Source organism: Bradyrhizobium sp. SZCCHNR2028 (assembly GCF_032380995.1).
Lineage (GTDB): Bacteria > Pseudomonadota > Alphaproteobacteria > Rhizobiales > Xanthobacteraceae > Bradyrhizobium.
Window position 1 is genome coordinate 159488 of the sequence record NZ_JAUHJF010000010.1, and the last position, 25751, is coordinate 185238.

29 protein-coding genes and 2 pseudogenes are annotated in these 25751 nt (G+C 65.8%); 17 read left to right on the forward strand and 14 right to left on the reverse strand.

Annotated elements, in window-relative coordinates; translation table 11 throughout:
• Positions 1–110 precede the first annotated feature (110 nt).
• On the reverse strand, positions 111–407 hold the full coding sequence (locus QX121_RS17995) for a hypothetical protein (RefSeq protein WP_315739911.1): 297 nt from the start codon (positions 405–407) through the stop codon (positions 111–113).
• A 260-nt stretch (positions 408–667) separates the two neighbouring features.
• On the opposite strand from QX121_RS17995, the gene QX121_RS18000 reads away from it, so the two are divergent.
• Both QX121_RS18000 and QX121_RS18005 read left to right on the forward strand, forming a co-directional pair.
• On the forward strand, positions 668–1126 hold the full coding sequence (locus QX121_RS18000) for a PaaI family thioesterase (RefSeq protein ID WP_409998121.1): 459 nt from the start codon (positions 668–670) through the stop codon (positions 1124–1126).
• A gap of 151 nt (positions 1127–1277) precedes the next feature.
• Positions 1278–1529 (forward strand): PilZ domain-containing protein, encoded by a 252-nt coding sequence (locus QX121_RS18005; protein ID WP_315716061.1) that lies wholly within the window; start codon positions 1278–1280, stop codon positions 1527–1529.
• 15 nt (positions 1530–1544) lie between these two features.
• Here the strand turns inward: QX121_RS18005 and QX121_RS18010 are convergent.
• Together QX121_RS18010 and QX121_RS18015 are read right to left on the reverse strand one after the other, a co-directional pair.
• Positions 1545–3519: pseudogene (locus QX121_RS18010) on the reverse strand (pyrroloquinoline quinone-dependent dehydrogenase).
• Positions 3520–3794: 275 nt separating this feature from the next.
• Positions 3795–5303: a caspase family protein gene (locus QX121_RS18015; protein ID WP_315812645.1), complete on the reverse strand. Its 1509-nt coding sequence runs from the start codon at positions 5301–5303 to the stop codon at positions 3795–3797.
• 218 nt (positions 5304–5521) lie between these two features.
• Between QX121_RS18015 and QX121_RS18020 the strand changes: the two genes are divergently transcribed.
• From QX121_RS18020 to QX121_RS18030, 3 genes are all read left to right on the forward strand, one after another.
• On the forward strand, positions 5522–5932 hold the full coding sequence (locus tag QX121_RS18020) for a hypothetical protein (protein WP_315812646.1): 411 nt from the start codon (positions 5522–5524) through the stop codon (positions 5930–5932).
• A 213-nt stretch (positions 5933–6145) separates the two neighbouring features.
• Positions 6146–7192, forward strand: a complete 1047-nt coding sequence (locus QX121_RS18025; RefSeq protein WP_315812647.1) for an HD-GYP domain-containing protein — start codon at positions 6146–6148, stop codon at positions 7190–7192.
• Between the two features lie 140 nt (positions 7193–7332).
• On the forward strand, positions 7333–8568 hold the full coding sequence (locus QX121_RS18030) for a GNAT family N-acetyltransferase (RefSeq protein ID WP_409999349.1): 1236 nt from the start codon (positions 7333–7335) through the stop codon (positions 8566–8568).
• On the opposite strand, the gene QX121_RS18035 is transcribed toward QX121_RS18030, so the two are convergent.
• Positions 8546–9211 (reverse strand): DsbA family oxidoreductase, encoded by a 666-nt coding sequence (locus QX121_RS18035; protein ID WP_315812648.1) that lies wholly within the window; start codon positions 9209–9211, stop codon positions 8546–8548. The genes QX121_RS18030 and QX121_RS18035 overlap by 23 nt on opposite strands.
• 67 nt (positions 9212–9278) lie before the next feature.
• A complete protein-coding gene (locus tag QX121_RS18040; protein WP_315812649.1) occupies positions 9279–10097 on the reverse strand; it encodes a helix-turn-helix transcriptional regulator in 819 nt (272 codons plus the stop codon).
• Between the two features lie 100 nt (positions 10098–10197).
• On the opposite strand from QX121_RS18040, the gene QX121_RS18045 reads away from it, so the two are divergent.
• The 3 genes from QX121_RS18045 to QX121_RS18055 all read left to right on the forward strand — a co-directional run bounded on the left by QX121_RS18045 (position 10198) and on the right by QX121_RS18055 (position 11597).
• Positions 10198–10422, forward strand: a complete 225-nt coding sequence (locus QX121_RS18045) for a hypothetical protein (RefSeq protein ID WP_315739917.1) — start codon at positions 10198–10200, stop codon at positions 10420–10422.
• A gap of 32 nt (positions 10423–10454) precedes the next feature.
• Positions 10455–10853: a hypothetical protein gene (locus QX121_RS18050; protein WP_315812650.1), complete on the forward strand. Its 399-nt coding sequence runs from the start codon at positions 10455–10457 to the stop codon at positions 10851–10853.
• 126 nt (positions 10854–10979) lie between these two features.
• The gene (locus QX121_RS18055; protein WP_315812651.1) at positions 10980–11597 is read left to right on the forward strand and encodes a class I SAM-dependent methyltransferase; all 618 of its coding nucleotides are present in this window, start codon (positions 10980–10982) and stop codon (positions 11595–11597) included.
• 26 nt (positions 11598–11623) lie between these two features.
• Here QX121_RS18055 and QX121_RS18060 read toward each other — a convergent pair whose 3' ends face one another.
• On the reverse strand, positions 11624–12280 hold the full coding sequence (locus tag QX121_RS18060; protein WP_315812652.1) for an SET domain-containing protein: 657 nt from the start codon (positions 12278–12280) through the stop codon (positions 11624–11626).
• A gap of 139 nt (positions 12281–12419) precedes the next feature.
• On the reverse strand, positions 12420–13154 hold the full coding sequence (locus QX121_RS18065) for a TetR/AcrR family transcriptional regulator (protein WP_315812653.1): 735 nt from the start codon (positions 13152–13154) through the stop codon (positions 12420–12422).
• A 109-nt stretch (positions 13155–13263) separates the two neighbouring features.
• On the opposite strand from QX121_RS18065, the gene QX121_RS18070 reads away from it, so the two are divergent.
• From QX121_RS18070 to QX121_RS18085, 4 genes are all read left to right on the forward strand, one after another.
• Complete coding sequence (locus QX121_RS18070) at positions 13264–14691, forward strand: carotenoid oxygenase family protein (protein ID WP_315812654.1); 1428 nt, start codon at positions 13264–13266, stop codon at positions 14689–14691.
• Positions 14692–14807: 116 nt separating this feature from the next.
• The gene (locus QX121_RS18075) at positions 14808–15392 is read left to right on the forward strand and encodes a hypothetical protein (RefSeq protein WP_315777516.1); all 585 of its coding nucleotides are present in this window, start codon (positions 14808–14810) and stop codon (positions 15390–15392) included.
• A 25-nt stretch (positions 15393–15417) separates the two neighbouring features.
• A complete protein-coding gene (locus tag QX121_RS18080) occupies positions 15418–15969 on the forward strand; it encodes a septation protein IspZ (RefSeq protein WP_315739924.1) in 552 nt (183 codons plus the stop codon).
• A gap of 112 nt (positions 15970–16081) precedes the next feature.
• On the forward strand, positions 16082–16378 hold the full coding sequence (locus QX121_RS18085; protein ID WP_315739925.1) for a hypothetical protein: 297 nt from the start codon (positions 16082–16084) through the stop codon (positions 16376–16378).
• A 921-nt stretch (positions 16379–17299) separates the two neighbouring features.
• Here QX121_RS18085 and QX121_RS18090 read toward each other — a convergent pair.
• On the reverse strand, positions 17300–17947 hold the full coding sequence (locus QX121_RS18090) for a DUF429 domain-containing protein (RefSeq protein WP_315812655.1): 648 nt from the start codon (positions 17945–17947) through the stop codon (positions 17300–17302).
• Between the two features lie 179 nt (positions 17948–18126).
• Here QX121_RS18090 and QX121_RS18095 point away from each other — a divergent pair, with 179 nt between their 5' ends.
• On the forward strand, positions 18127–18810 hold the full coding sequence (locus QX121_RS18095) for a hypothetical protein (RefSeq protein WP_315812656.1): 684 nt from the start codon (positions 18127–18129) through the stop codon (positions 18808–18810).
• Positions 18811–18917: 107 nt separating this feature from the next.
• Here the strand turns inward: QX121_RS18095 and QX121_RS18100 are convergent, their stop codons facing one another.
• Positions 18918–20573 carry a fumarate hydratase gene (locus tag QX121_RS18100; RefSeq protein ID WP_315786412.1) on the reverse strand — a complete coding sequence of 552 codons (1656 nt, stop codon included), beginning with the start codon at positions 20571–20573 and terminating at the stop codon, positions 18918–18920.
• A 235-nt stretch (positions 20574–20808) separates the two neighbouring features.
• On the opposite strand from QX121_RS18100, the gene QX121_RS18105 reads away from it, so the two are divergent.
• From QX121_RS18105 to QX121_RS18120, 4 genes are all read left to right on the forward strand, one after another.
• On the forward strand, positions 20809–21486 hold the full coding sequence (locus QX121_RS18105; RefSeq protein WP_315812657.1) for an alpha/beta hydrolase: 678 nt from the start codon (positions 20809–20811) through the stop codon (positions 21484–21486).
• A gap of 160 nt (positions 21487–21646) precedes the next feature.
• A complete protein-coding gene (locus QX121_RS18110) occupies positions 21647–21919 on the forward strand; it encodes a Kazal-type serine protease inhibitor domain-containing protein (protein WP_315812675.1) in 273 nt (90 codons plus the stop codon).
• Between the two features lie 139 nt (positions 21920–22058).
• A complete protein-coding gene (locus tag QX121_RS18115; protein ID WP_315812658.1) occupies positions 22059–22538 on the forward strand; it encodes a hypothetical protein in 480 nt (159 codons plus the stop codon).
• A 162-nt stretch (positions 22539–22700) separates the two neighbouring features.
• Positions 22701–22925, forward strand: a complete 225-nt coding sequence (locus QX121_RS18120; protein WP_315738755.1) for a hypothetical protein — start codon at positions 22701–22703, stop codon at positions 22923–22925.
• A 42-nt stretch (positions 22926–22967) separates the two neighbouring features.
• Here the strand turns inward: QX121_RS18120 and QX121_RS18125 are convergent, their stop codons facing one another.
• The 5 genes and pseudogenes from QX121_RS18125 to QX121_RS18145 form a co-directional block, all read right to left on the reverse strand.
• Positions 22968–23408 (reverse strand): SRPBCC domain-containing protein, encoded by a 441-nt coding sequence (locus tag QX121_RS18125; RefSeq protein ID WP_315756547.1) that lies wholly within the window; start codon positions 23406–23408, stop codon positions 22968–22970.
• A complete protein-coding gene (locus QX121_RS18130; protein ID WP_315756586.1) occupies positions 23408–23734 on the reverse strand; it encodes a metalloregulator ArsR/SmtB family transcription factor in 327 nt (108 codons plus the stop codon). Before QX121_RS18130 ends, QX121_RS18125 begins: the two co-directional genes overlap by 1 nt.
• Positions 23735–23793: 59 nt before the next feature.
• Entirely contained in the window at positions 23794–24498 is a 705-nt protein-coding gene (locus QX121_RS18135) for a glutathione S-transferase (protein WP_315738757.1), read from the reverse strand.
• Positions 24499–24558: 60 nt separating this feature from the next.
• Positions 24559–24661 (reverse strand): annotated as a pseudogene (locus QX121_RS18140) (lectin); the annotation flags it as partial.
• A 56-nt stretch (positions 24662–24717) separates the two neighbouring features.
• A complete protein-coding gene (locus tag QX121_RS18145; RefSeq protein WP_315812676.1) occupies positions 24718–25689 on the reverse strand; it encodes a Tim44 domain-containing protein in 972 nt (323 codons plus the stop codon).
• Positions 25690–25751: the final 62 nt, after the last annotated feature.

Here is a 25751-nt window from a genome sequence, read left to right on the forward strand (position 1 = left end):
AACGCGCTGCCACACCGTCAATATAGATGGGGCCGCGAGGAATCCGAGTCCGCAATCGGGCAAGCGGGCCCGGGAGGATCAGAGCCCGCCCGACCCGAACGCGATAAATCTCAGTTGGTGCTGCCGACAGCCTTCGGCTTCTTGGCCGCGGTGGTCTTCATGGCAGGCGCCGCCTTGGGCTGCTCCGCCGCCCGGACGTTGCCCCAGGGATCGGCGCTCGTCTTGGCGTCCGGAATCTTGCGCATGGTGTCCTTGTAGGCCTGCTCCCGCGCCGCTTCGGCCTCTTTCTCCTCGGGCGACTTGGAGGGACCGTCGGCGAGAAGGTTGATGTTGGGCATCTGCGCCATTGCGGGAACCGCCCAGCCGGCCAGCACGGCAACCGCCATCGTCACGATCAGCTTCTTCATTGGTTACTCCCCGGTATAGGCGCCTTATACCATCGCTTCGCCATGCGCCAAGCCCGCGGCACTGTGCCGGAACGGTGGACCGCAGGTCGAGATGTTCACGGCCGCATCGTCTGCGCGCACCTGCCGTCTGTTCCACGGTGTGCCCTCATCATAGTTTTCCAACTCCGGCCTTTTCAAGCCGCCGCTCTGCGGCAACATTCCGGCGGCTCCGCCGATCGCGGCGAGGCAAGTCGATGCCAAGACAAATCGATGACACGATCATGGAAGGACCTCCGCGCGTGCCGAACGAGACCCTGAACTTCACCACCGACGACGCGAGGCGCATCCTCGATGACGTGTTCGCGCCCTGGATCAAGGATCTTGGCTTGATCGTCGAGGACATCGCGCCGTCTCCGCAGGGCGAAGCCGGCGCCATCCTGCGCATGCCGTTCTCGCCGCGGCTCTGCCGCGACAATGGCGTCGTCTGCGGCCAGGCGCTGATGGCTTTTGCCGATACCGCGATGGTGATCGGGATGGTCACCGCGAGCGGCGGCTACCGGCCGATGACCACTGTCGACCAGACCACGCATTTCATGCGCGCCGTTGCCTCCGCCGACGTGCTGGCGGATGCGCGCGTGGTGCGGATGGGCCGCACCATGAGCTTCGGCCGGGTCACACTGACCAGCGCCGGCGATGGCAAGCCGGTGGCCATGGTGTCGAGCGCCTTCGCGATGCTCTGATCTGCGGCCTCTCTGCCCGGGGGGTTAACGAAACATGAAGGCGACGGCCCGGGCTTCGCAGGCCGGATTCATCTGATCGAAACGCGAGACTGATTTATTTTAGGTGCTTTTGACGCGAAAGGTGACGCCATTCGGCACCGGGTTACAGGCCATGAGCGAGACGAGTGACAAGCGCATTGCACCGAGGCATCGGGTGCTGAAGCAGGGCAGGCTGGCATTCGACGGCGGCGGCGCGGTCGATTGCATGGTCCGCAACATGTCCGACACCGGCGCCAGGGTCGAGGTGGTCAGCCCGGTCGGTCTGCCCGAAGCCTTCACGCTGGTGATCCCGGCCGACAAGTTCACGCGGCGCTGCCACGCAGTCTGGAGCCACGACAAGCGGATCGGCGTCGCATTCGACTGATGGCGGCGCGGCGGGCTAGACCCGCCGCAGGCGCCATCGCCACAACGTCACCAACAGACCGACCAGCACCCCGACCGCGAGCAGGACGCCGGCGACAAACCGTCCGCCCGGACGATCAATCGTCCGTGACCACAGCGAGGGCCCTTCGCCATCGCGCGCCAGCCGAAACGCCACGACGCTGTCGCCGAGCGATGTGCCCGCCTCCGAATGGCCGCCCGCTGCGATCACCACGAATTGCTCGCCCTTCCATTCATAGGTCGTCGGATTGGCGACGCCCGGCGCCGGCAACCGGCCCTGCCAGAGCTCCTGACCTGAGACAGCGTCGAAGGCGCGCAGATAGGCGTCCATCGCGCCGGTGAAGACGAGGCCGCCGCCCGTGACCACGACGCCGTTGACGAGCGGCGTGCCCCACTTGAACGCCAGCCCGAGCGGCGCGCGATCCTCGGTGGTGCCGACCGTCGAGCGCCACAGGATCCTGCCGGCCTTGAGATCGACCGCGACCATTTCGCCCCATGGCGGCCGGTTGCACAACAGGCCGAGCTTGGACATGGCGACCACCCGCGTCACCGCGAACGGTGACCCGCGCTGCAATCCGAAATCGACACCGCGCGGCGGCGTCATCCGGTCAGCTTCGGCGCGCGGGATCAGCCTGACGATGTGGATGGCGCGGCTGACATTGGCGTAAAGGATCTGGTGCACGGGATCGAACGCCACGCCGCCCCAGTTCACGCCGCCTCCGGTCATTGGAAACAGCAACGCGCCCCGGGTCGTCGGCGGCGTGTAGAGACCATCATTGCGCAACGCCGCGAGCTGATCGTCACAGGAGGAATCGACGACGCGCGGCACGGCCCTGAAGACCTCTGCCATTTCGAAGTGCTGATTCAGCAGCGGCGGCACATGGGTCGGGAACGGCTGCGTCGGCGACAGAACCTCACCTTCGACGGCGCCCTGCGGCACCGCGCGCTCCTCCACCGGCCAGATCGGCGCGCCGGTGTCGCGGTCGAGCACGAACACGAAACCCTGCTTGGTCGGCTGCATCACGACGTCACGTGCACCCTGCCCGGTCTCGATCCGCGCCAGGGTCGGCTGCGCCGGCAGATCGTAGTCCCAGACGTCGTGATGCGTGGTCTGAAACGACCAGGCCAGTGCGCCGCTCTCGATCCGCAGAGCGACTACGGAATCGGCGTGCCTGTTGTCACCCGGACGCGCACCGCCAAAGAAATCCGGACTGGGCGAGGATGTCGGAAGGAACACGAGGCCGCGCACCTCGTCGACCGACATCGGCGCCCAGACGTTCGCATGTCCCGCCGCGATGCCGTCATGGATCAGCGGATCGAAACGCCAGCGCAGCTCGCCGGTGCGCGCATCGAAGCCGTGGACCGTGCCTTCGGGCGCATCGACCCGCACATTGTCGCCGATCGATGAGCCGACCACCACGACACCCCTGCTCGCCACCGGCGCCGAGGTGATCTGGAATTCGCCCGGCCACAGCAGGTCCTTGGCGATGTCGATCCGCACTTCACCGTCCGCTCCGAAGCCGGCGCAGGGCTGCCCTGTCCGGGCATCGAGGGCGATCAGGCGGGCAATCGACCGTGCCCATGAACAACCTGCTGCGGCACGCCACGCCGGCCGGCGCCCGCTCGTCCACCCAATAGGCAACGCCGCGGCAGGCATAGCGATTGGCCGGGCGCCGTCCGTTGCCGACCTTGGGATCGAAACGCCAGCGCTGAACGCCGGTGCCGGGATCGAGCGCCACCACCTCGTTGAACGGCGTGCAGAACACCAGGCTGTCCTCGACCAGGATCGGCGTCGCCTCGAACTTGGTCCGCAAGGCGGCCGCGGGCGGCCGGCTCTGCAGATCCCCGGTGTGATAGTCCCAGGCAGGCACGAGCCGATCGACATTGGAAGGCGTGATCTGCGCCAGCGGAGAGAACCGCGTCCCACCGGCATCGCCGCCCCAGTGCTGCCAGGAGACGGCCGGCACCACCATCAGTTGGCTCCAGATGACGACCGCGCAAACACCCGCTCGACGCAATGACATGGACCTCTTCCTCCCGCAAACTGCATCCGAGGCGACGCAGCCGGGCCATAAAAGCAGCCTTCGCAGGCGGATCGAGCGGGATGGGACGGGCGGCGGCATCCGCGGGACGAGTGGTGGTGGGCGATGACGGATGGCGGAACCGAGAGGATGACCCGAACGAACCTCTCAAACGTCGGTGGCCGCCCCTGCGGACGGCCACATCGATGCGCAGAGGTCAGCGAGCTTCAGTAGCCGTAACCACGCCGTGTCGGATAGCTCTGCGGAGCCCGCCCATAACCACCGCCATAGCCACCGCCGATGCCGATCCCGATACTGACCGGCGGCGCCACGCGCACCGGCGGTCCATAATACTCGCGCGGCGGAGGCGGCGGCGCATAGACGACGACATCATCTGGGTCGCGACGGGGTGTGCGGCTGGCGCGCCTGGGCGGATCCTCGTCGCGCTTTCGGGCCGGCTTCTCTTCGACCCGCTTCTGCGTCTCGGACTTCCGGGCCGGCGGAGGCGTCTGCGAGCATGGACAGGTGGGACCAGCCGCGGCAACGGCCGGCACGACCGGCGGGGTTGCCGGAGCGGCGGCCGGGATCGCCGCGTTGGCGGCCGCCACCACCGGCGTCACCACGGGCCGGTTGCGCAAGCGCTCGATCAGCTTGCGCGCGGTCGGGGTCAGGTCGCTGTTCGGATAGCGGTCGAGAAAGCCCTGATAGGACGCCACCGTATTGATCAGCACCGCCTCGTTCCAGGCTGCCATCCTGTTGTGGAGGTCGAGCCATTCGCGCGCCTGCGGGCCATAGGGCGGCGCGGTGTAGAGCGCCACGAAGGCCTCATACGCCTCGACGCTGCCGTCGCCGACGATGATCTCGTTGGCGGCCTCGATCGGCTTGCCCTGCAGGTTGCGCTTCCATTCGTCGACGCTGCGCTTGGCGACGACCGGCCGCGGGCCGGCATTGGCAGCGCCCGCATCCGCCGACACCACGAAGCGAAAATCCTCCGTCAAGGACGACGAATCCCACGGCGTCTGCCGACCCTCGGTGACCTTGTTCACCGCGACGCGCACGCGCTTGAACGCCTGCTCGATCGGAAGGCCCGGTTCCCGCGCCGCCTGCAGCAGCGCCGTGGTGTAGGGGCTGTTGGCGCCGGTGCCATCCTCGGCTTCTGCGCCAGGCGAGGTCGAGTAGGAGAGGAACGTGCCCGGTGCTCCGGTCTTGGTGTCCACCAGCGCAAGGCCCCGGCCCGCGTTCTGACTGATGGCAGGAAACGGATTGTTGCGGCAGGCATCGAGCAGCAGGATGCGCATCCGGCTCGGCACAGAATTCAGCGTGTTCAGGAGATCGTTGAGACGCACGGCCTGCAGCGGAATGTCGGCTTCACGTCGCGGATCCACGTCGACGGGCACGAGATAGTTCTCGCCATCGATCTGCAGGCCGTGGCCGGCATAGAACACCAGCGCGACCGTGTCGGGTCCCTTGGCCGCGATCTTGGCGGCAAAGTCGCCCACCTCCCTGTTGAGGTCCCTCTGCGACAGATCGGCGGCCGTCGTCACCTCGAACCCCGCCTCCCCCAGCATCTGCGCCATGACCTTGGCGTCGTTGGCGGGATTCGGCAGCGGCGTCACCGAACGATAGGCCGACTGCCCGATCACCAGCGCCAGCCTGCTGGTTTCGGCCAATGCGGGAGTGAGGCCGGCAAACAGGCCGCCGGCGAGCAATGCAGCCCTGAGAGCGTGCCGAAACATGGGACCTCCAATCTGCTCATGGCGTGCCTGTTGGTCGGGCCGGTTCGTGACCCGGTTCATCCCGACGGGCACAATCCGGTGAGCACGATGCCGCACGGCCGGCGCCGTTCGCGCCCTTGCTGCATCCGCCCGCGGCCGGACATCGTTGCTGCACGAGATCCCCGTAGCAATGCCGCGATCGCTGGCTAGCGTGCGCGCCGCAATGGGGGCGATGATACATGCGGCGGATTGCGTCACAGGTGGGGCTGCTCTCGGCCCTGCTTCTGGCCGGCTGCGCCGCCGACAGCAATGCGCGCCTGCCGGCCTTCATGCGCGCCAAGGCGCCCGCGCCGCCGCAACCCGAAGCCGCGCCGGATGTCGCACTTCTGGTGCGCAAGAATCTCGACATGATCTTCGTCGCAACGACGCTGCCGCGCGATCTCGAGGCCACATCCGCCCGACAGACCGATGCCGGCGATACATGGACCGCCTGCGTGCGGGCCGGAATCATCTCGGTGAGCGGCGCCGTGCTCCGGCGCCAGACCTATCGGCTCACGATCAGGCACAACGAGATCATCGACCGGCGACGCGCGGCGTCCGCCGACGACTGTGTTTCTGAAGATTACAAAGCCGTCCTGCCGACGAAGTGATTTTGACCCGAAGGCGATCTGGATCCGCCACGTCGACTGGAACTCGCCACGTCAGTTGGCGTGCAGGAACGGGCTACCGCATCGGTTGCGGATTGTTAGTTCTTAGCTAACGCAATTCCGCAACCGCACAGCGAACGAATGGCTCAAATTTAACGATTCCTGCGGAACATCTGGTTCGCAAAAGGCGCGGAATGACCCTGGACCTGGCTTTCCATGAACGTTCACCTCGTCGGCGATGACACAGCCAAGCTCGCTCTGCTTCGCGGCATGCTGGCCGAGCGCTGCTCGCTCACATCTGAACTGATCGGTGACGCCTACTTCAAAGGCGGAGACATCGACGCGATCGTCGTGGCCGCCGATCTGCGCCGCGTCGACAACATCACCGCATTGAAGGAGATCTCCGACCGGCTCTCGCGTATTCCGCGGCGGATCTTCCTGACCAACAACAAATCTCGTCTGTCGACGGTCCAGGCCTATGCGCTCGGCGCGACGAGCGTGCTGTCGAGCATGCCGAGCCGCAATCAGTTGCTCGGAAAGCTGCTCGATGTGCGCCCCGGTTCTGCGGCCAAGAGCATCGCGGTCGACGACCGACAGGCCGCATTTGCCGGCGCGTCCTGCATCGCCTCGATGTTTGCAGCCGTGCTGGGCGGTGCAGCGATCGACGTCGAGGAGACCCGGCGGGCGGGCAAGCGGATCGCCGGCTGTATAGCGGAAAACGGTCTGTCCGATTGGCTCGCCACCGTTCGCCGCCATCACGAAGGCACCTATCAGCACTGCCTGCTGGTGACCGGCATCACCGTGGATTTCGGCTTGAGCCTCGGCGTCCACAGTTCCGATCTGGAGCGTCTCTACATGGCCGCGATGTTCCACGACATCGGCAAGGCCAAAATCCCGCTGACCATTCTCGACAAGCCGGGACGGCTCGATGTCAAGGAACGCACGCTGGTGGAAACCCATCCCGTGGCCGGCTACGAAGCGCTGAAGGACAACGCAGCGATCACCGACGAAGTGCTCAAGGCGGTGCGCCACCATCACGAATTTCTCGACGGCAGCGGCTATCCCGATGGGCTGATGGCCGACAACATTCCAGATCTGACACGCATCCTCACCATCTCCGACATCTTCTCTGCGCTGATCGAATATCGCAGCTACAAGCCGGTGATGACGCGCGAGAAGGCCTATGAGATCCTCCAGGAGATGGAGGGCAAGCTCGAGAAGCCCCTGATCGGCGCCTTCCGCGAGGTGGCGCTGATCCGCTGATCGCAGCCGGCGATTAGGCTGAACCGACCGTTAACGCATCGATTCGAATTGTCTGCCAACGTCAAGTGTCTCTTGTCAGCTTTGCGCTAGTGTCGCCCGCGCGGTGCGGGTTGTCCGCGCCGCGAGGGGACCATCGGGACGTGGCCGAGATCATCGATCGCGCGATTGCGACTGCTTCATCGACGGCAAGGGACCACCAGGCCGATCCGCTCGCGCGCGTGCGCGCCGCCCACCTGGTGCCGCTCGAGACGGTTTTACCGCGGGCATGGCAGGATCTGGCGGAGCGTGCGCGCGAACCGAACGGCTATTACCTGCCCGGCTGGGAACGCGCGGTGAACGCCACGGCGCGCGGCCGCACCGGAACATCGGCGCTGTGCTCATGGGACGACGATCAGCCCTCGCGCCTCATCGGCCTGATGCCCACGACCTCCCTATGGCATGCCTGCAGGCTTCCACTGCCCGCGCTCGCCAGTGGCCATCCCTACGGCACTTTGTGCACGCCGCTGCTCGACGCAGGGAGCGCGGAGCCGGCTGCGGCGCAGATGCTCGACGGAGCGCGACGAACAGGCGCTCGCGCCGTGCTGCTGCGCGACATGTCGCTGGCAGGCTCCGTGATGCAGGCGTTCGACGCGGCCCTTCGTCGCGGCGGCCTGCGCCCGCGCATGCTGCATTGCTATGAAAGAGCCTTTCTCGATGCGACCGGGGACGCCGACCAAGTGCTGCATGACGCGCTCGGCGCCAAGAAGCTGAAGGAGTTGCGCCGCCTGCGTCATCGGCTGGCCGAGCATGGCGCGGTTCGCTTCGAGGTCGCGCGCTCTCCCGGCGACGTCTCCGCTGCGCTGGAGACGTTTCTGGTCCTGGAGGCGAGCGGCTGGAAGGGACGCCGCGGCACTGCGCTGATCCAGCACGACGGCGACGCGACGTTCATCCGACGCGCGGCACCCGCGCTTGCGCAGCACGAGGCCTGCGAGATCATCAGCCTCCGGGCGGGCGACACCGCCGTCGCCGCGGGCGTCGTGTTGCGCCATCAGGACCGCGCCTTCTTCTTCAAGCTCGGCGTCGACGAGCGCTTCGCGAAATACTCGCCCGGTGTCCAGCTGACGCTCGACCTGACACGGCACCTTTGCGCGGATCCGAAGATCAACGCCGCCGACTCCACTGCCGGTCCCGACCATCCCATGATCAACCCGATCTGGCGCGAGCGCCTCGCCATCGGTGACGTGCTGATCCCGCTCTACGCGCGCGATCCGATCGTCGAGCTGATCCACGCTGCGTTGACGGCACGACGCGAAGGCCTGGCCATCACACGTCGCGCGGTGCATGCGATCCGCGCTATCCGAAGGCGCCGGCCGACTACTCAGCCGCCTCGGCGTTGACCTCCGCCGACACCTGCCGGATGGCACGGGCCAGCATCTGCGGATCCTGCGCACCGGAGATGGCGTATTTCTGCGCGAAGACGTAGGTCGGAACTCCGGAGATGCCCTTCTCTGCGGCCTCCTGCGCCTGGGCAGAGACCAGCGCCACATCCTCGTCGGTCGCCAGCATCTTGCGGACCACCTGGGCATCGAGCCCGCAATCCGCGGCGGCCTGCACCAGCACCTCGACGTCGGTGAGGTCGCCGCCGTCGCGGAAATACAATTCCATCAGCCGCTGCTTCATCTCGGGCGCCTTGCCGATCTCGCCCGCCCAGCGGATCAAGCGATGACAATCGATCGTGTTGGGCTGACGGGCAACACGATCGGGATGATAGCTCAGCCCCTCCTGCTCCGCGGCCGCTACCACGCGGCCCGCGATGCCCTTGTAGGCCTCGACCGATCCGAACTTGGTCGTCAGGTACTGCTCGCGGCTGATGCCCTCGCGCGGCACCCAGGGATTGAGGAAGAACGGCCGGAAATTCACCTCGACCGGGACGTCCGGCACGAGCTCCAGCGCGTCCTCGATGCGCTTCTTGCCGATGTAGCACCAGGGACAGACGACGTCGGAGACGACATCAATGATCAGCGGCTTCAAGGTGCTCATGCGCCTCGCTCCAGGTTCGCTTGCGATCCGCGCAAGATAAGCCTCTGCATCGCCGAGACAAGCGCGGTCACGGCGAGGTAACCATCTCCTTCAGCCTGATGGCCGTGAGCTCATCGGCCGGAAAGAAGGTCTCCAGCGCCAGCTCCGACAACGTGATGTCGACCGGCGTGCCGAACACCATCGTCGTCGAGAAGAAGCTCAGCACGTCGGTCCCGACCCGCAGCCGCAGCGGGATCGCGACGCTGTCGGCCACGAGCGGCGCCGATCGCGCCGGGAACGGATAGGACTTCAGCTCCTGATAGAGCTTCAGCAAATCGGCATCCGCCGTCGCCTCGCATTGCCGGTGCAGCCGCTCGAGCAGATGTCCGGACCATTCGGCGAGATTCACCGTCCGCGCTGCGAGCCCCTCCGGATGCAGCGCCACGCGCAGCACGTTGAGCGGCGGCGCAAGCAGCCGCGGTGGGACGCCTGTCAGCAGCGGCGCGATCATCCGGTTCGCCGCGACCAGGTTCCAGTGCCGGTCGATCGCGAGCGCAGGGTTGGGCTCATGGGCCTTGAGCACGAGGTTCATCGCCTCGCGCGCGGGCTTGAGCGCCGGATCGTCCAGCGGGCGCTGCTGGAAGGCGGGCGCGTAGCCCGCCGCCACCAGCAGAACGTTGCGTTCGCGCAAGGGCACGTCCAGTCGCTCCGCCAGTTTGAGGACCATGTCGCGCGACGGCGCGGCGCGGCCGGTTTCCACGAAGCTCAGATGGCGCGCCGAGATCTCGGCATCGAGCGCGAGATCGAGCTGGCTGAGATGCCGGCGCTGCCGCCATTGCCGCAGGTGCTCACCGACATGAACGGGTCTGGCGCGGTCGGCGCGCGCCGAAGCAAGCTGTGCATTCATGGGCCAAGACCTATCACGCTGACGTCAGCGCCTCCATGACCTGCCAGGTAATCGAAATGCCTCCCGGCGCAGGTCATCGTCCTCACCACAGGAGATGACGATGAGCAGGCAGCGCAATCCCGAGACCTTTCCCTTCACCGCAGTCGGCCACTGGCTGGCGGGTCTCGCGACATCGCTGCTGGCGCGCTCGCTCAACCTGCCGGAGCCGCTGCTGCACGTCACGGGCAGCCTCGTCTTCGCGCAGGTCTATGCCATCGAGACAAGGGCAGCACGCTCGCTGCGCCCGGCGCGCCTGCGCCGTCAGCTCCTGGCCTGGTTCCGCTGAACTGCCCTCCCCCAAACCAAAGGAGACCCGACATGATCACCTCGTCCGCCCTGCTCCGCCGCGCCCTGCTCGCCGATGCCGCCTTCAGCGGCATTGCCGGGCTCGCGCTCACATTCGGCGCCTCGCCGCTGGCGGCGCTGCTGCAACTGCCCGACGCGCTGCTGCGCGAGACCGGTCTGTTCCTGATCGTCTACGCGGCCTTCGTCGGCTGGCTGGGCGCGCGGCCGATGGCGCCAAGGCCGCTGATCCTTCTGGTCATCGCCGGCAATGCGGCATGGACGGTCGGCAGCATCGCGCTGCTGTTCTCCGGCCTCGTCACACCGAACGTGCCCGGCGAAATCTTCGTCGCGGCCCAGGCGGTGGGCACCGGCGTCTTCGCCGAGCTGCAATATATCGGCTTGCGCCGCAGTGCCGGCACCGTAGCGGCGTGACGCCGATCGGTGATGAGCGCCGGCCATCGCGCTCGCGCGGGCCGGCGCTCCCGCCCCAACCGATATTTGAGCATGCGCGGCGAATGCACCTTCGGCATAGTCGGCGACCGACAGGAGATCGCAGCGATGCAGCCGCAGGTGAGAGGAACGGAAGGCTACGCCGCTGAAGCCGACAGTCTCTTCGTGCGGTACGAGAGCATCCCGTCGGAACAGGTTCATGCCGCCGTGCTTCATCTGCTGCCGAATACGCCCGCACGCGTGCTCGACATTGGAGCGGGCACGGGGCGCGACGCCGCGTGGTTTGCAGGCCTCGGACATCAGGTGGTTGCCGTCGAGCCGACCGATGCGCTGCGCGTCGGCGCCATGCGGCTGCATGCCTCGCCTGCGATCACCTGGATCGACGACAGCCTTCCGGAGCTCGCCACACTGGCCGCTCGTGATGAGCAGTTCGACCTCGTCATGCTGACCGCCGTCCTGATGCATCTCGATGAGGAGCAGCGGCGACGCGCGCTTCCCAACATCGCGGCGCGGATTGCTCCCGGCGGAATGCTGATCATGACGTTGCGGCATGGTCCGGTGCCGCCGGGCCGCCGGATGTTCGAGATCGCGGCCGAGACGATCGTTGAGCCGGCGCGGCAGCTCGGGCTGACGCTCCAGCTCAACCGGCATGGCGAGTCGCTCGGCGCGGAGAACCGGGTTGCCGGCGTCACCTGGACGACGCTGGCCTTCGGCAAGCCGTCCTGAGAGATCCCGGAAACGAGCTGATCGGCTCAGGCCGCCTTGGCGCGGCTGGTCAGGGTCTTCGCCGGGGGGGATTTGGTCTTGCCGCGATTGCTGGCAGCCGGGCGCCGGGTCTTGGCCTTGCCGCGAGCAGCCTCGCCGCCCGATTTGGCTCTGGCCTTGGGCCGCTGCTTGGCCTTGTCCTTGACGGGCTTCTCGACCTTTTTCTTCGCCTTCTTCTCGGCCTTCGCCTTCACCCGCGTCCGCTCGGCGCGCGCCTCGGCCTTCTGCTTCGCCCGCTTCTTCTCGCAGGCGTCGCATTTGCAGCCGATCGGCTTCAGATAGGCTTTGAAGTAGTCGGTGCCGTAGTCGTAGTTGATCTCCTCGCCCGGCTCGATGTTCTTGATGGCCCGGATGAAGATCTTCTTCTTGCGCGGCTTGACGTCGGACTCGGCGTTCGGCTTACAGGAATGATTGATGTAGCGGGCGACGTTCTCACGGACCGAGCCGTCGATGGTCCAGCGCTTGTCGAGCTCGAACAGATATTTGTTCTCGATCGCATCCTCGTCCGCCTTCTTCGAATCCAGCAGCGGACCGAAATAGCGGACGATCTTGGTGCCCTTCTTGATCGGCTGGGTTGCGAACAGGCCGAGCCCCGTCTTGGAGCGGCCGATGCGATAGGGTTTGGTCGGCGGGATGACAGGCATGATCGATGAGAAGAGATGAACCTCGCGAGGCCGCCGTTCTAGGATAATTTGGCGACGCTGTCAGGTGTTTCCGGCCGCCGTTTCGAGCCGTCCCCAGTTTGCGCGGGCCGCAAGCCGCTTTCTCTTGCATTCCTGGTCCTCATCCCGCGACTTGCGCGCCAGGCGGCAGCTTCGGCACGGTGGCCTTCAGCATCGCCTCGAGCAGCGATTCGGCGTTGGTGCCAGCAGGCGAGCGGCGCAGGATGTCGGCGAGACGGCCGTCGAGCAGCAGCATCGTGTAGCCGTGCACTAGCGACCAGGCGCGCGCGATCGCGGCGGCCTGATCGAGCGACAGCTCCTCGTTGCCGACCTGGCCGTCGCTGCGTGCGGCCACCGAGCCCGCCAGCCCGGCGAACGAGGCCTCGGCCGCCTCGTGCAGCGACGGACGCGAATAGTCGAGCCGCTCGGTGCGGAACATCAGCCCGTACATGCCGGGATTGGCCTGCGCATAGGCGACATAGGCGCGGGCGCGCGCCATCGCGCGCTCGATCGGCGTGCCCGGCTGCTCGCCCGCCGCCTTCATCGCGGCGTTGAAGCGCGTGAAGCCGATCGCGGCGAGTTCGCTGACGAGGCCGGTGAGATCCTTGAAATGATGCGTCGGCGCCGCATGCGACACGCCGGCCTCGCGCGCCACTGCGCGCAAGGTGAGTCCGGCGAGCCCGTCGCGCTCCAGCACGCGCTCGGCCGCCTCCAGCAGCGCATCACGCAGCGCGCCGTGATGATAGGGCGTCGCCGACTCGCCCGCAGTGCCGGCCGCCCGCCGCACCCGCGCCCGTGCCGCCGATGTCGCGATGCGTCGAGGCTGCGCCCGGACCTTTTCAGTCTTGCTCGTCATGAGCCCCCTTATACAAGCAATTTTGACAGCGTAAAGATTTGGCTTGACCCCGCCATGTTCGCCCGCTAGCTTTATCTTTACAACGTAAAGATAAAGTGGAGGAACGATCATGAGCGACGCCACGCCGACGACCGCCCGGCAGACTCGGAAGGAGCGCAGCAATCTCGCGCCGATCCCGTTCGAATGCGACGCGCCGTTCCTCGCAATCACCGGCGAGCTGCCGCGTGAGCTGAACGGCACGCTCTATCGCAATGGCCCAAACCCGCAATTCGCTTCGCCCGGCTCGCACTGGTTCGTCGGCGACGGCATGCTGCACGCCTTCCATCTGGAGAACGGCCGCGCGTCCTATCGCAACCGCTGGATCCGCACGCCGAAATTCGAGGCCGAGCGCAAGGCCGGCCACGCCCTGTTCGGCGGCTTCGGCCGCCGGCTGGCGGACGCGCCCGCCGACGTCACCGATGGCGGCGTCGCCAACACCAACATCATCGCCCATGCCGGCCGCCTGCTCGCGCTCGAAGAGGCGCATCTGCCGACCGAGATCGAGCCGGGCACGCTCGCCACCCGCGGCTACCACGATTTCGGCGGCCGCCTGCGCGGCGCCTTCACCGCGCATCCGAAGACCGATCCGGTCACCGGCGAATTGCTGTTCTTCGGCTACAACGCCGCCGGTCCGCTGACGCCGGCGCTGTCCTACGGCACGGTCGATGCGGCCGGCAAACTGACGCGCATCGATCGTTTCGAGGCGCCCTATGCCAGCATGGTGCACGACTTCATCGTCACGGCCAACCACGTGCTGTTTCCAATCCTGCCGCTCACCGGCAGCATCGAGCGCGCAATGTCCGGCAAGCCGCCTTATGCCTGGGAGCCCGACAAGGGCGCCTATGTCGGTGTGATGAAGCGCAGCGGCGACATCAAGGACATCGTCTGGTTTCGCGGTGACGCCTGCTACGTCTTCCACATCATGAACGCCTGGGAGGACGGCGGCCGCATCGTCGCCGACGTCATGCAGTTCGAGGAAGCGCCGCTGTTTCCGCATCCCGACGGGCGCCCGACCGATCCGGCAAAGTCGGTCGCGCGGCTGTGCCGCTGGAGCTTCGACCTCGCCGGCAGCACCGACCGCTTCACGCAAACCTATCTCGACGACCTCACCGGCGAATTTCCCCGCATCGACGACCGCCGCGCCGGGCTCAAGAGCCGTCACGGCTGGTACGCCTGCGCCAATCCGGACGGGCCGCTGTTCGGCGCGCTGTCCGGGCTCGCCCATGTCGACGGCGCCGGCACGCGCCAGGCGACCCACCTGCTGCCCGCCGGCGACACCCTGTCCGAGCCGGTGTTCGTGCCGCGCAGCCTCGATGCCGCCGAGGGCGACGGCTGGCTGCTGACCGTGGTCTGGCGCGCCGGCTCCAACACCAGCGACCTCGCCGTCTTCAACGCCACCGACATCGGCGGCGGTCCCGTCGCCCTGGTGCATCTCGGACACCGCGTGCCCGATGGCTTCCACGGCAATTGGGTCGGCAGCGAAAATCCAAACCATTGATCAGCCTGGATCAATTCGCGATCTCACGAAATTTTGACACTGTCAAGATTTGCTTGACGCGGCGCCGTCCGCGCCCTATCAATCTTGGCAGTGTAAAGATTGGCCAAACCAACGCCATGACGATCTTCCTTATCCTTGCGCCCTACGGCGTCTACGCGGCGCTGATGATGGTGGTCTCGGCCACGCTCAGCCTGGCCGTAGCCACGGTGATGTGCCTGGCCGTGATTGCGCTCGACGTCGCCAAGGGACGTTCGATCAAGATCCTCGGCCTGGGCTCGGCGATCGTGTTCGCAAGCGTAGCCGCCTACCTCAGCCTCATCGACCCGACGCTGAGCGCCTCGGCGGTGCGCCTCGCGGTCGACTGCGGCATTTTCGCGCTGTCGCTCGGCTCGATGCTGCTGCGCACTCCGTTCACGCTGCAATATGCGCTCGAGGCGGTCCCGCCGGAAACCGTGGCGATTCCCGGCTTTCTGCGCGCCAATTACGTCATCACCGGCGCCTGGACGCTGTCGGCGCTGCTGATGATGGTCGGCAACCTGATGACGCTCTACGTCCCCGGCCTGCCCTATTGGACCGGCCTCGCCATCGCCTTTGCCGCACGCAACAGTGCACTTTATTTCACGCGCTGGTATCCTGAGTATCGTAAGACGAAAGACATCGCCGCACCGACTGCGGCCGCAATGTCCGGCCAGGATTCGTGACGGGGTGTGCCCCAGGGAGACGTGCGTGAAGGACGTGTTTGCCAAACTGACGGCCGACTTCCTGTCGGCTGCGGTCTTCTTCATCCTGTATATCGCTACCGATAACGTTGTGCTGGCCACGGCCGCCGCGGTCGCCGTCGCGGTGGTCCAGGTGGTCTACGCCCGCGTCAGGGGCGTGAGCCTCAGCTTCATGGCCTATGCCAGCGTCGGCCTCGTCATCGTGCTCGGCGGCGTCACGCTGCTGACCAACGACCCGCGCTTCATGTTCGCCAAGCCTGCGATCGGCCATTTCGCCATCGGCCTCATCATGCTCAAGCGCGGCTGGATGCTGCGCTACGTTCCGCCGATCGTGGCGGAGACCATTCCGGAATACGTCAACGTCGCCGGCTTCGCCTGGGCGGCGCTGATGTTCGCGCTCGGTCTCGGCACCATCGCGGTCGCCATGACCGGCGACATCAAGCTGTGGGTGCTCTACATCACCGTGGTCGCGGGCGGCGCCAAGGTCGCGGCTTTTGCACTGCAGTTCGTCGCCTTCCGCTTCGTGGTCGCCAACCGCTTGCGGGCCGCGCGCGCGTGACGCAACCGATCGCCGTATTGGGCTTATCAGCAAAGATGCGCTATAGGGGCGCCCCGAGGCTTCCTCGAACAGTGCTTCGGGGTGCGGGATGGCAACGCCAGGAGAACGATCGATGGCTGTGGACGGCAACTGGAATCTGACCTTGAATACGCCGATGGGCGAGCGCAGCGCGACGCTGAGCGTGAAGAGCTCGGGCGCGACGCTGACGGGGACCCAGGCCGCGGAGGGCGATTCCGCCGAGATCTTCGACGGCACCGTCAACGGCGACGACGTCGCCTGGAAGGTCTCCATCACCAGCCCGATGCCGCTGACGCTCGACTTCAAGGGCAAGGTCGCCGGCGACACCATCTCCGGCGAGATGGGCATCGGCTTCATGGGCAGCTTCCCGTTCACCGGCGCGCGGGCCTGATCACCGTTCTGAAGGGTGGGCAAAGGCACGCCACGCCGGCCGCCGCTTCGTGGCGGCCCCACGCGCGCCGTGCCCACCATTAGCTCCGCAGTGCGCCAATCGACGGTGGGCACGCACCCCGCCCCGCGGGCGGACGCTTTGCCCACCCTACGGCAGCGTTTGTCCGGCTCGTTCCGCTTCACATCTCAAACAGCCCGGACACGCGAACGCAGCCTCGCAGCGAACATCGCCCGAGGGATGCATCGACATGTCCCTCTTCAAAATGCAGAGGGCGCAGGGAAGGCCAGGCGTCGGCTGACGCCTGCGGCCCGCCTGCGAGAAAAAATGCAGGCGGCAGGTACCACAGGTGCAGCCGGAAACGCCCGGCCTTCCCTGCGCGATGGCTTCACGCTTATACGCAGTCTCCCTGGTGCACCGGCTTGTTGGCCACCATGATCCGCGCGGCGCGTTAGCGCCGTCGCGAACGTAACACCGGCATCGGGGTGTCAGGACGCTGCGACTTCACGTCCGCGACACATCGTTCGTCCGCGCGCCCGAAGACACGCTGCGACATGATCGCGGCCACCGCTCCCCGCCCCGCGTGTCGTGACGATCGCGCGCTACGCCCCTCGGCTTGGGACGGGATGGCGGGAGGAAAACATGATTTCGAAAAAATAGCAAGAGATTTATTTTTATCAGAATCACCCGCAAGCCTTGGCCCGGTGCGCTGGGGTGGCGCTCGCGCCAATTGCCCGAGGATCGTCATGCCCCGCGAAGGCAGGACATCCAGTACCCCGAGACGGCGTTGGTCAGCCGAGGTGCCAGTGTATACTGGATCGCCCGCGGACGGTGACGGCGGTGTGAAGGACTGGCCCCGAATTCGCCCCCCTGCCCCTTCAGGCAGAGGTTAGCTCGTCTCGATGGCCCAAGGGCAACGCCACATCAAAACCAGACCTGCATCGCCACGCCATGTGCATCCCGCGGCGCCTCGCCCTCCGGCACGCAGCCGGCGCAGTCGCGGGCAGCGAGCGCTACGGCGCAGGCGTCGAGGAGGTCGTCGGGCTTGGCGCCGGTGCCGAGACGGGCGCGGGTGACCCAGTCGTCGATCTCGACGAAGCCAGCCGCAACTAACAGGTCGCGCCGCAGCTTAGCGCCCTGCTCCGTCTTCTTCGACGGCAGCGGCGCACCGTTGAGGCGCAGGAACACCAGCTCCGGATGGGCCTCGCGGATGTCGCAGTCGCGATGCGCGCGCACGAAGGCGTCGACCTCCATGATCTTGCGGCCGAGGTGCCAGAGCTGGCGCGAGGCGCGTGTCTGGCCGCGCCGCGACGCCTCGATGTTCGCCTCGTCGGGATGGGTGTGGTCGTCCCACAGCCACCGCCGCGCGCCGGTGACGACACGGGAGCGGTGCGGCGCGAGTTTGTCGCGCGCGAGGCGATCGCAGGTACGATTGCCGTCGTCGGTCATGCCGATCGGGATGTCGATGGCGGCACGAGTGAAGGGGGCTGCGAGTGCGGTGGATATGTCAGCAGGAAAGCTGATCGCGCGCCCGGCACCGTCGATCACGACCGCGACCCAACCATTGCGCAATCCATCAAGCCCTATGACGGGTTGGTTGCGTGTCACAGCTATCATCATCGACACTTCCCACGTAACACGCTATTGCTAGCATCCCCAACAGAGCGGATTATGTTCTTGCACAAATACATGCTGAGATAGTAGCATCGGCACACTTTCCGAACTTAAGACTTTGCTAGACGGTTCTTCACATGCAGCCGCTTTCGCGCGTGAAACCTAGCTGCGCCACTGAATGGGGCAGCAATTCAGTAATGCTCAAACGACCAAACGTTGGCATTAGAACAGCACAGTACATTGCGGAATGGTCGGAGATTGAGAGTCTTCTCGGACTATTTCTCGCAATGCTTCTTCACGCAAACCAAAAAGCGGTTCTCGCCATCTGGAGCGGATTAGAGAATCGATCGGCTCAGCTTCGAACAATAAACTCGGCGGCACGAGCAACTTTAACGGAAGATCACTTCCATGTAGTAGAAGCGATCATGAAGATCGATATTCGCTCTTCCATGAAGTATAGGGACAAGCTAGCGCACTGGTCTTGGGGATATTCTGATCAGTTAGAAGATGCCCTCCTAATTAGAGAACCGGCTGACAAGCTCACCAACATGACGCATTTCGTGAACCTCCAGCAAAGTTCCCAAGTCCTCTCGCGAGACATCCCAATCAACTTCGATACAATCTATGTAATTACCCAGTCCGACCTAGACCGGGCACTGACCAAGCTGGATACGGTTCAACAGCGGTTACTCACGCTTCATGGTACAATTTGGGAACGAAACGACACCAAGGTACGAGCTGATCTTCTGAATCAGCTAAAAGAAATTCCCGAGATTCGTGCAGCCATAAACAACCAAGCGGCCAGTCACGGCAATCCTTAGCCGCCGTGCTGGACTAACTCGTTTAGTTGATCCGACTTCCTCTAGACTGTCAAAATAAACGGCCGGGATTACTCCCGGCCGCTGCAACAAATATCGCGCGCCTCACCTCAGCCGAGGTTCAGCTCCTTGAAGAAGTCGTTGCCCTTGTCGTCGATGATGATGAAGGCCGGGAAGTCGACGACCTCGATGCGCCAGATGGCTTCCATGCCCAGCTCGGGATATTCGACGACCTCGACCTTCTTGATGCAGTGCTCGGCGAGGTTCGCCGCGGCGCCGCCGATCGAGCCGAGATAGAAGCCGCCGTGCTTCTTGCAGGCCTCGCGCACCGCCGGCGCGCGGTTGCCCTTGGCGACCATCACCATCGAGCCGCCGGCCGCCTGGAACTGGTCAACGAAGGAATCCATGCGGCCCGCGGTGGTCGGGCCGAACGCGCCGGAGGCGTAGCCGTCCGGAGTCTTGGCCGGACCGGCGTAATACACCGGATGGTTCTTGAAGTAGTCCGGCAGCGGCTCGCCACGGTCGAGGCGCTCGCGCAGCTTGGCATGGGCGGCATCGCGCGCCACGATCATGGTGCCGGTCAGGGACAACCGCGTCTTGATCGGGTTCTTCGACAGAGTGGCGAGGATGTCCTTCATCGGCTGGTTGAGGTCGATCTTGACGACCTCGCCGCCGAGCGCCTGCTCGACCTCCGGCAAATACTGCGCCGGATGATGCTCGAGCTCCTCGAGATAGACGCCGTCCTTGGTGATCTTGCCGAGCACCTGGCGGTCGGCCGAGCAGGACACGCCGAGACCGATCGGCAAGCTCGCGCCGTGACGCGGCATGCGGATGACGCGGACGTCGTGGCAGAAATACTTGCCGCCGAACTGCGCGCCGACGCCGAGCGACTGCGTCATCTTGTGGATTTCCTGCTCCATCTCGAGATCGCGGAAGGCGTTGCCGTCCGGGGAGCCCTGCGTCGGCAGCGCGTCGAGATAACGGGCGGAGGCGAGCTTCACCGTCTTCATGCACAATTCAGCCGAGGTGCCGCCGATCACGATGGCGAGGTGATAGGGCGGGCATGCCGCGGTGCCGAGCGTCAGGATCTTCTCCTTCAGGAACGCCAGCAGCCGGTCCTTGGTCAGCACCGAGGGCGTCGCCTGGAACAGGAAACTCTTGTTGGCCGAGCCGCCGCCCTTGGCCATGAACATGAACTTGTAGGCGTCCTCGCCCTCGGCGTAGATCTCGGTCTGCGCCGGCATGTTGTTGGCGGTGTTCTTCTCTTCATACATCGACAGCGGCGCGACCTGCGAGTAGCGCAGGTTCCGGCGCAAGTATGCGTCGCGCGCGCCTTGGCTCAGCGCGGCCTCGTCGTCACCGTCGGTGATGACGTTGCAGCCCTTCTTGCCCATGATGATCGCGGTGCCAGTATCCTGGCACATCGGCAGCACGCCGCCGGCGGAGATGTTGGCATTCTTCAGGAAGTCGAGCGCGACGAACTTGTCGTTCGGGCTGGCCTCCGGATCCTCCAGGATGCTGCGCAGCTGCTTCAGATGGCCGGGGCGCAGGAAATGGTTGATCTCGCCGAACGCGGCCTCGGACAGCGTCCGCAACGCGTCGCGCGACACCACCAGCATGTCGCGGCCCAAGACATTCTCGACCCGCACGCCCTCGGCCGTGATCTTCTTGTAGGGCGTGGTGTCCGGCCCGAGCGGAAACAGCGGCGTGTGCTTGTAGGGCGGGACGGGCTTGGACTGGTCGGGGAAAGCGGTGGGCGCGTTCATGGAAGACTCGTGGGTTGAAGGGCCGGAAAACGCCTGTCCGAGGCACCCGGCGATAGAGCCGTTCTAAGCCCTTTTTGGGGAAAAGAAAGCGGCCGGACTGCGGATGGCGCCCATGCGGCTGGTCCGCAGCGGGGGGTGGTCCAGCGAGCCCAGGCGGGGGGCTTGACAAGGCTGATAGCCTGCAAGGCGAGAGCTGATCGAGACACGCTTCGACATCACATCGCGGAGGATCACCATGGCGACTTTTGTCCTCATTCCCGGCGGCTGGCGCGGCGGCTGGTGGTATGCCCCGCTCGCGGCGCGTCTCTGCCAGGCCGGTCATGCAGCCCATGCGATCACCCTGAGCGGGCTCGAGGAGACGCCTGCCCCGGGCGCGCACATCAACCTCGAGACGCATATCGCTGACGTGCTGGAGTTGTTGGCGGTCAAAGATCTCTCAGGTGTCATTCTCTGCGCGCACAGCTATGGCGGCATGGTGGCCTCGGGAGTCGCGGATCGCGCGCCGGAGCGGCTTGCCGCGCTGATCTACCTGGATGCGTTCGCGCCGGACGATGGTCAGGCCTGGTGGGACCTTGCCGGGGACGACTATCGACGGCTGGTGATCGCGCAGGCCGGACATGACGGGCTCACGGTGCTGCCGCGCGACGGTGTCGATCCCCGGTGCCGGCCGCATCCGCTCGGCACTTTCGTGCAGCGGCTTCGTCTGACGCGCCCTCATCCCGAGCTACCGCGCGTCTTCGTCTACGCGACCGGATGGAGCGCGACACCGTTTACGGCGCAGTACGAGCGTCTGCGCAGTGATCCCGCCTGGACCGTGCGCACCGTCGCCTGCGCCCACGACGTGGTGAACTTGGCGCCTGATGAAACGTTCGAGGTGCTGATCGAGACAGCCCGGCAGATCGCCTCGGCGTGAAGCCGCCGCGGTTCGACGCCGTCACGAGCGAACGGCGAAATGAATTGAACCAGGGCAGCACCCTGCTAAACCTAAAGCTGTTGATCCATCCATTTGCGCCTGAGGTATCATGAAAAAGGGTCTGTTCTTTGCAATCACTTTCGCCCTAAGCCTCGCGACCATGCTCCCCGGCAGCGCCGGTGCGGTCGGTCCAGGTTATTTGTGCGGCGGCCTTAACGGCAACACCTGCAATTTCGGCCTGTTCTGCGACCTCCCGGTCGACCATTGTGGCCAGGGGTTCGTCCTAAGGGGCGTTTGCCGGGTGAAGCCGCGGGCCTGCCCTCGCATCTACAGGCCGGTCTGCGGCTGCAATTACCAAACCTATAATAGCGACTGTCAACGCCTGGCCGCCGGCGTAGAGCTGTTGCGTCAGGGCCGCTGCTTATTCCAATAGACCGATCGCGCCGCTTTCGCCGACATCTGACTGCGTCTCCCGACTCGTGTCACACGCACGATGATCTTGTGCGGAGGCGGAGCATCGGCGCTTGCGTGATCTCCTCGCGCCGGGTTCAATGGCGCGGGGAGAATTCGAAATGCGTTCGTATCATTGCTCATTCGGCCGGGCGGCCCTGTTTGCCATCGTGTTTGCTCTGGGCGCGGCTCTGCTGCCGCAGCCCGCGCGCGCCGATCGCTGTGACGACCTCGCCAAGGAATTGAGGAACGGCATCGACGGCATCAAGATCGGACAGACCGCGGCGGGCACGGTCTATCTCGCCCATCCCAAGGCGCGCGAGCTCACGCTCGGCTGCTCGTCTAAGAACTTCAGCAATCAATTGTTCGGAAAAACCGACCGCAAGCCGCCGCCGGCCTTCATCGACCTGATGGCGAGCGCGGCGGCGATCGTGTTCACCTTGCCGAAGGACGACATGCAGCGCGGCGTCACACGCTGTTACCGCCGGCTCGGGATCTTCCGCGGCGACGACGTCGCCAGCCGCTACCGCCGGCTCGACATGCGTTGCGCCCGGACCAAGACCGAGTCCTCGATCACGATCAGCCGCAGCAAGGACCAATAGGCCGGGGTGACGCGATAGCCCTGTCGTTTCTGCGCCGGCGGCAGCGACCCGTTCACTATTCGCCGCGCCACCGACAGTTGCTGACAATTCGAGCGATCTGGTTGACGAAGTTTTCGTCAGGGATGGCCACGCTCATCGCAACACCAAGCGAGGAGCTGGACCATGTCCGTTTCGAGCGTTTCGTCGTCATCGCCGCCGCCCTCACCGCCGCCGGTCTCGACCGAGACGACCAAGCCGCAGACCCAAGACACGCAGACCCGGAATCAGACGCAGCAGAGCCAGGCCTTCAAGCCCGACAAGACCGGCGACGAAGCGGCCGCTGAAAAGCAGGCCTCCCGTCCGCCGCTACCGCCCGGCCAGGGCACGCGCGTCGACATTCTCGCCTGACGATCCCACACCCTCAGGCCAACTTCGTATAGCGGCGGCGCCTCAGGCATCCGCCGCTATACGTGTGATGGCATCGCCGATCCGACTCCACCCCTGTCCCATGATGTCGAACTGAAACTTGTTGCCCGGGAAGACGAAGCCGTCATGGACCATCCGCAGATGCGTGCCGCCCTCGACCGGCGTCAACGTCCAGGTCACGACGCTGTCGAGCCGTAAGCCGTAGGCCGGGTTGGAGTCCGAACCGCCCTTCCAGGAATAGCTGAGCAGATGCGGCGGCTCACAGGCGAGCACCTCGCAGTGAACGACGCCATCCCAGTCGCCCACCGGCTTGGTGCGGAAGGTGAAGCGATGCCCGGTGGCCGCGACGAAGTCGTTCGGCATCAACCATTTCGCGATCAGGTCGCTCGTGGTCAGCGTGCGCCAGATCTTGTCGGGCGAATGGGGCAGATGCTTCTCCACCACGATCGCATGCGTCTCACCCATCACTCGGTCTCCTTCAACAGTGCCTCGAGGCCGGCAATACGCTCATGCCAGAATGCGCGGTAATGACCGAGCCAGTCGACCAGCGGCGCCAGCCCTTTTGGCGCGACGCTATAATAGTTGTGGCGGCCGTCGCGCCGTTCGCTGACCAGCCCGGCGTCGCGCAGCGCCTTGAGATGCTGTGAGATCGCCGGCTGCGACACGCGCGAGCCCTGCACCAGGCCGGTGGCCGCCACCTCCCCCTCGCGCGCGATGCGCTCGAACACGGCCCGCCGCGTCGGGTCGGCAAGCGTCTTCATGACGGATGTCAGCTGGGCTTCGACGATCATGGCAGATGTATAAGCCAATGCTTATACATCGTCAAGCGCGGCGCCGCAGGGCTTCGCCTTCACGCATCCAGCGCCTTGTAGTGGCGGAAGATGCCGTCCTCGTTGAAGGCGATGCGGCGCTCGCTGGCGAGATAGGCTGAGATGTTCGGCCGGCTGGCGACGCGGTCATGCAGCGCGACGAGGCTCGGGATGTTGCGCTCGAACGCCATCATGCGCTTCGGGAACGCGTAGCGCAGGCCGGCGACGATCTGGAACAGCGACAGGTCGACATAAGTGAGCCTGCGCCCGGTGATGTAGGCGCCACCGCTTTTCGACAGGAGCTGCTCGAAATAGCCGAGGAATTTCGGCACCCGCTCGCCCCAGAATTCGGCGGTGCGCTTCCTGGCCGGCGCACGCTGGTCCTCGTAGTACAGCGTCGGCCCCAGCGGATGATGCGTGTCGTGGATCTCGACGACGAAGTCGGTCACGGTGAGCTGCAATTGATGCACCCAGAGCTGGCCGGCTTCGGCCTTGGGCGCAAGGCCATGGCGGCTGCCGAGAAACAGCAGGATGTTGGCGGTCTGGCCGATGACGCGGCGGCCCGCTCTCAGGAACGGTGGCGCGAAGGGCGGCGTGTCGCTGTCCGCCTCCATCATCGCCGTCATCGCACCGATGCCGTCCTCGCGCGCGACGTCGCGATAGGCGGCGCCCGCCTCCTCCAGCGCGAGACGCACATATTCGCCGCGGCCCTGGATCATGGGCCAGTAGTAGAGCTCGTAACGCATGGGCCATCCTCGCAGTGATGCGCCCACACGTTCGGCTCGGACGACGCAACGGACGCGGTGTTAGTTCGCCGCGAAGCAGTATAGCAGCCCGTCGCCGCCCGTGCGCTTCAGATCGGCCTGGGAACAGCCGCCATCGGGCCCGCGAGAGATGGGAATTGTTCCACAAGCAAAGGCGCCGCGGATTGCTCCGCGGCGCCTGATGAGGGTCTCAAGTCAGGCTCAGCTGACCTGCTGGATTCCCGATAGCTGCCAATCGGCGCCGGCGTGGCGCAGGAAGGTCCAGATCTCGGTGACCTCCTGCGGCTGGTCGGAGCCGTCGACCACCCGGCCCGAGGCGCGCTCGATGGTCTTGTCGGCCAAAGTGAAGCGCATCGCGACCGTGGCGTAGTCCGCGCCATTCTCGCGCCAGGCTTCGGCGAGGTCACCCTGCAGCAGCTTCACGGCGCTGACCTTGTTGACCACGCCGCGGGCCTGGTTCTGCTCGAGATCGCGCTCGAAATACGAGGCCATCTCCGGCGTCGACAGCAGCCGCAGGCGGCCGACATCCTCGTTCGACCAGGCGGACTGGATCTCGCCGAGCAGCCGCTCGAACGCCTCGTAGTCGGCGGGCAGGATCTGCAGCGGCGGCGTGTTGCTGCCACTGCCGAAGCCACCGAAACCACCAAGGCCGCTCAGGCCCGAGCGGAGGCTCGGCTGGCCGTCGGTGGGCGACGGCGCCGGGCCGGCGGCATAGGCCGGCTGGTTGCGGCGCTGCCACCAGGCCATCGCCATGCGCACCAGGAACACCACCAGCAGGACCTGGAGGATCAGGCCGATGATCGAGGCGAAGCCGCCGAGGCCGGAGAAGAGCCCGCCGCCGAACAGCATGCCGAACAGGCCGGCACCCAGGAAGCCGGCAGCGAGGCCGCCGAGCAGGCCACCCGCGCGGCCGCCGAACAGCCCGCCACGCGACGGCGCAGCCGTGTTGAAGCCGCCGGGCTGGCCGGGCTGGGTGATGGTGCGATTGAACTGCGACGCCGATCCCGGCGCGGTCGTGGTGGGAGGTGGCGCGGAGAAGGTGCGCGTGCCGCGGGAGCCCGAGCTGGAGCCGCCGCCGATCCGGGCGTCGGCCGCCGAGACGGCGAGCACCGTCGGCAGCGCCAGTGAAAGGGCCACGGCCATCGCCTTGAGGAGGCCGCTTTTGCGCTGCATGAAGCTCATCTGTGTTTCCCATAACTCCCCGGAATGGGGATGCCTGTAAGATGGGCACAACC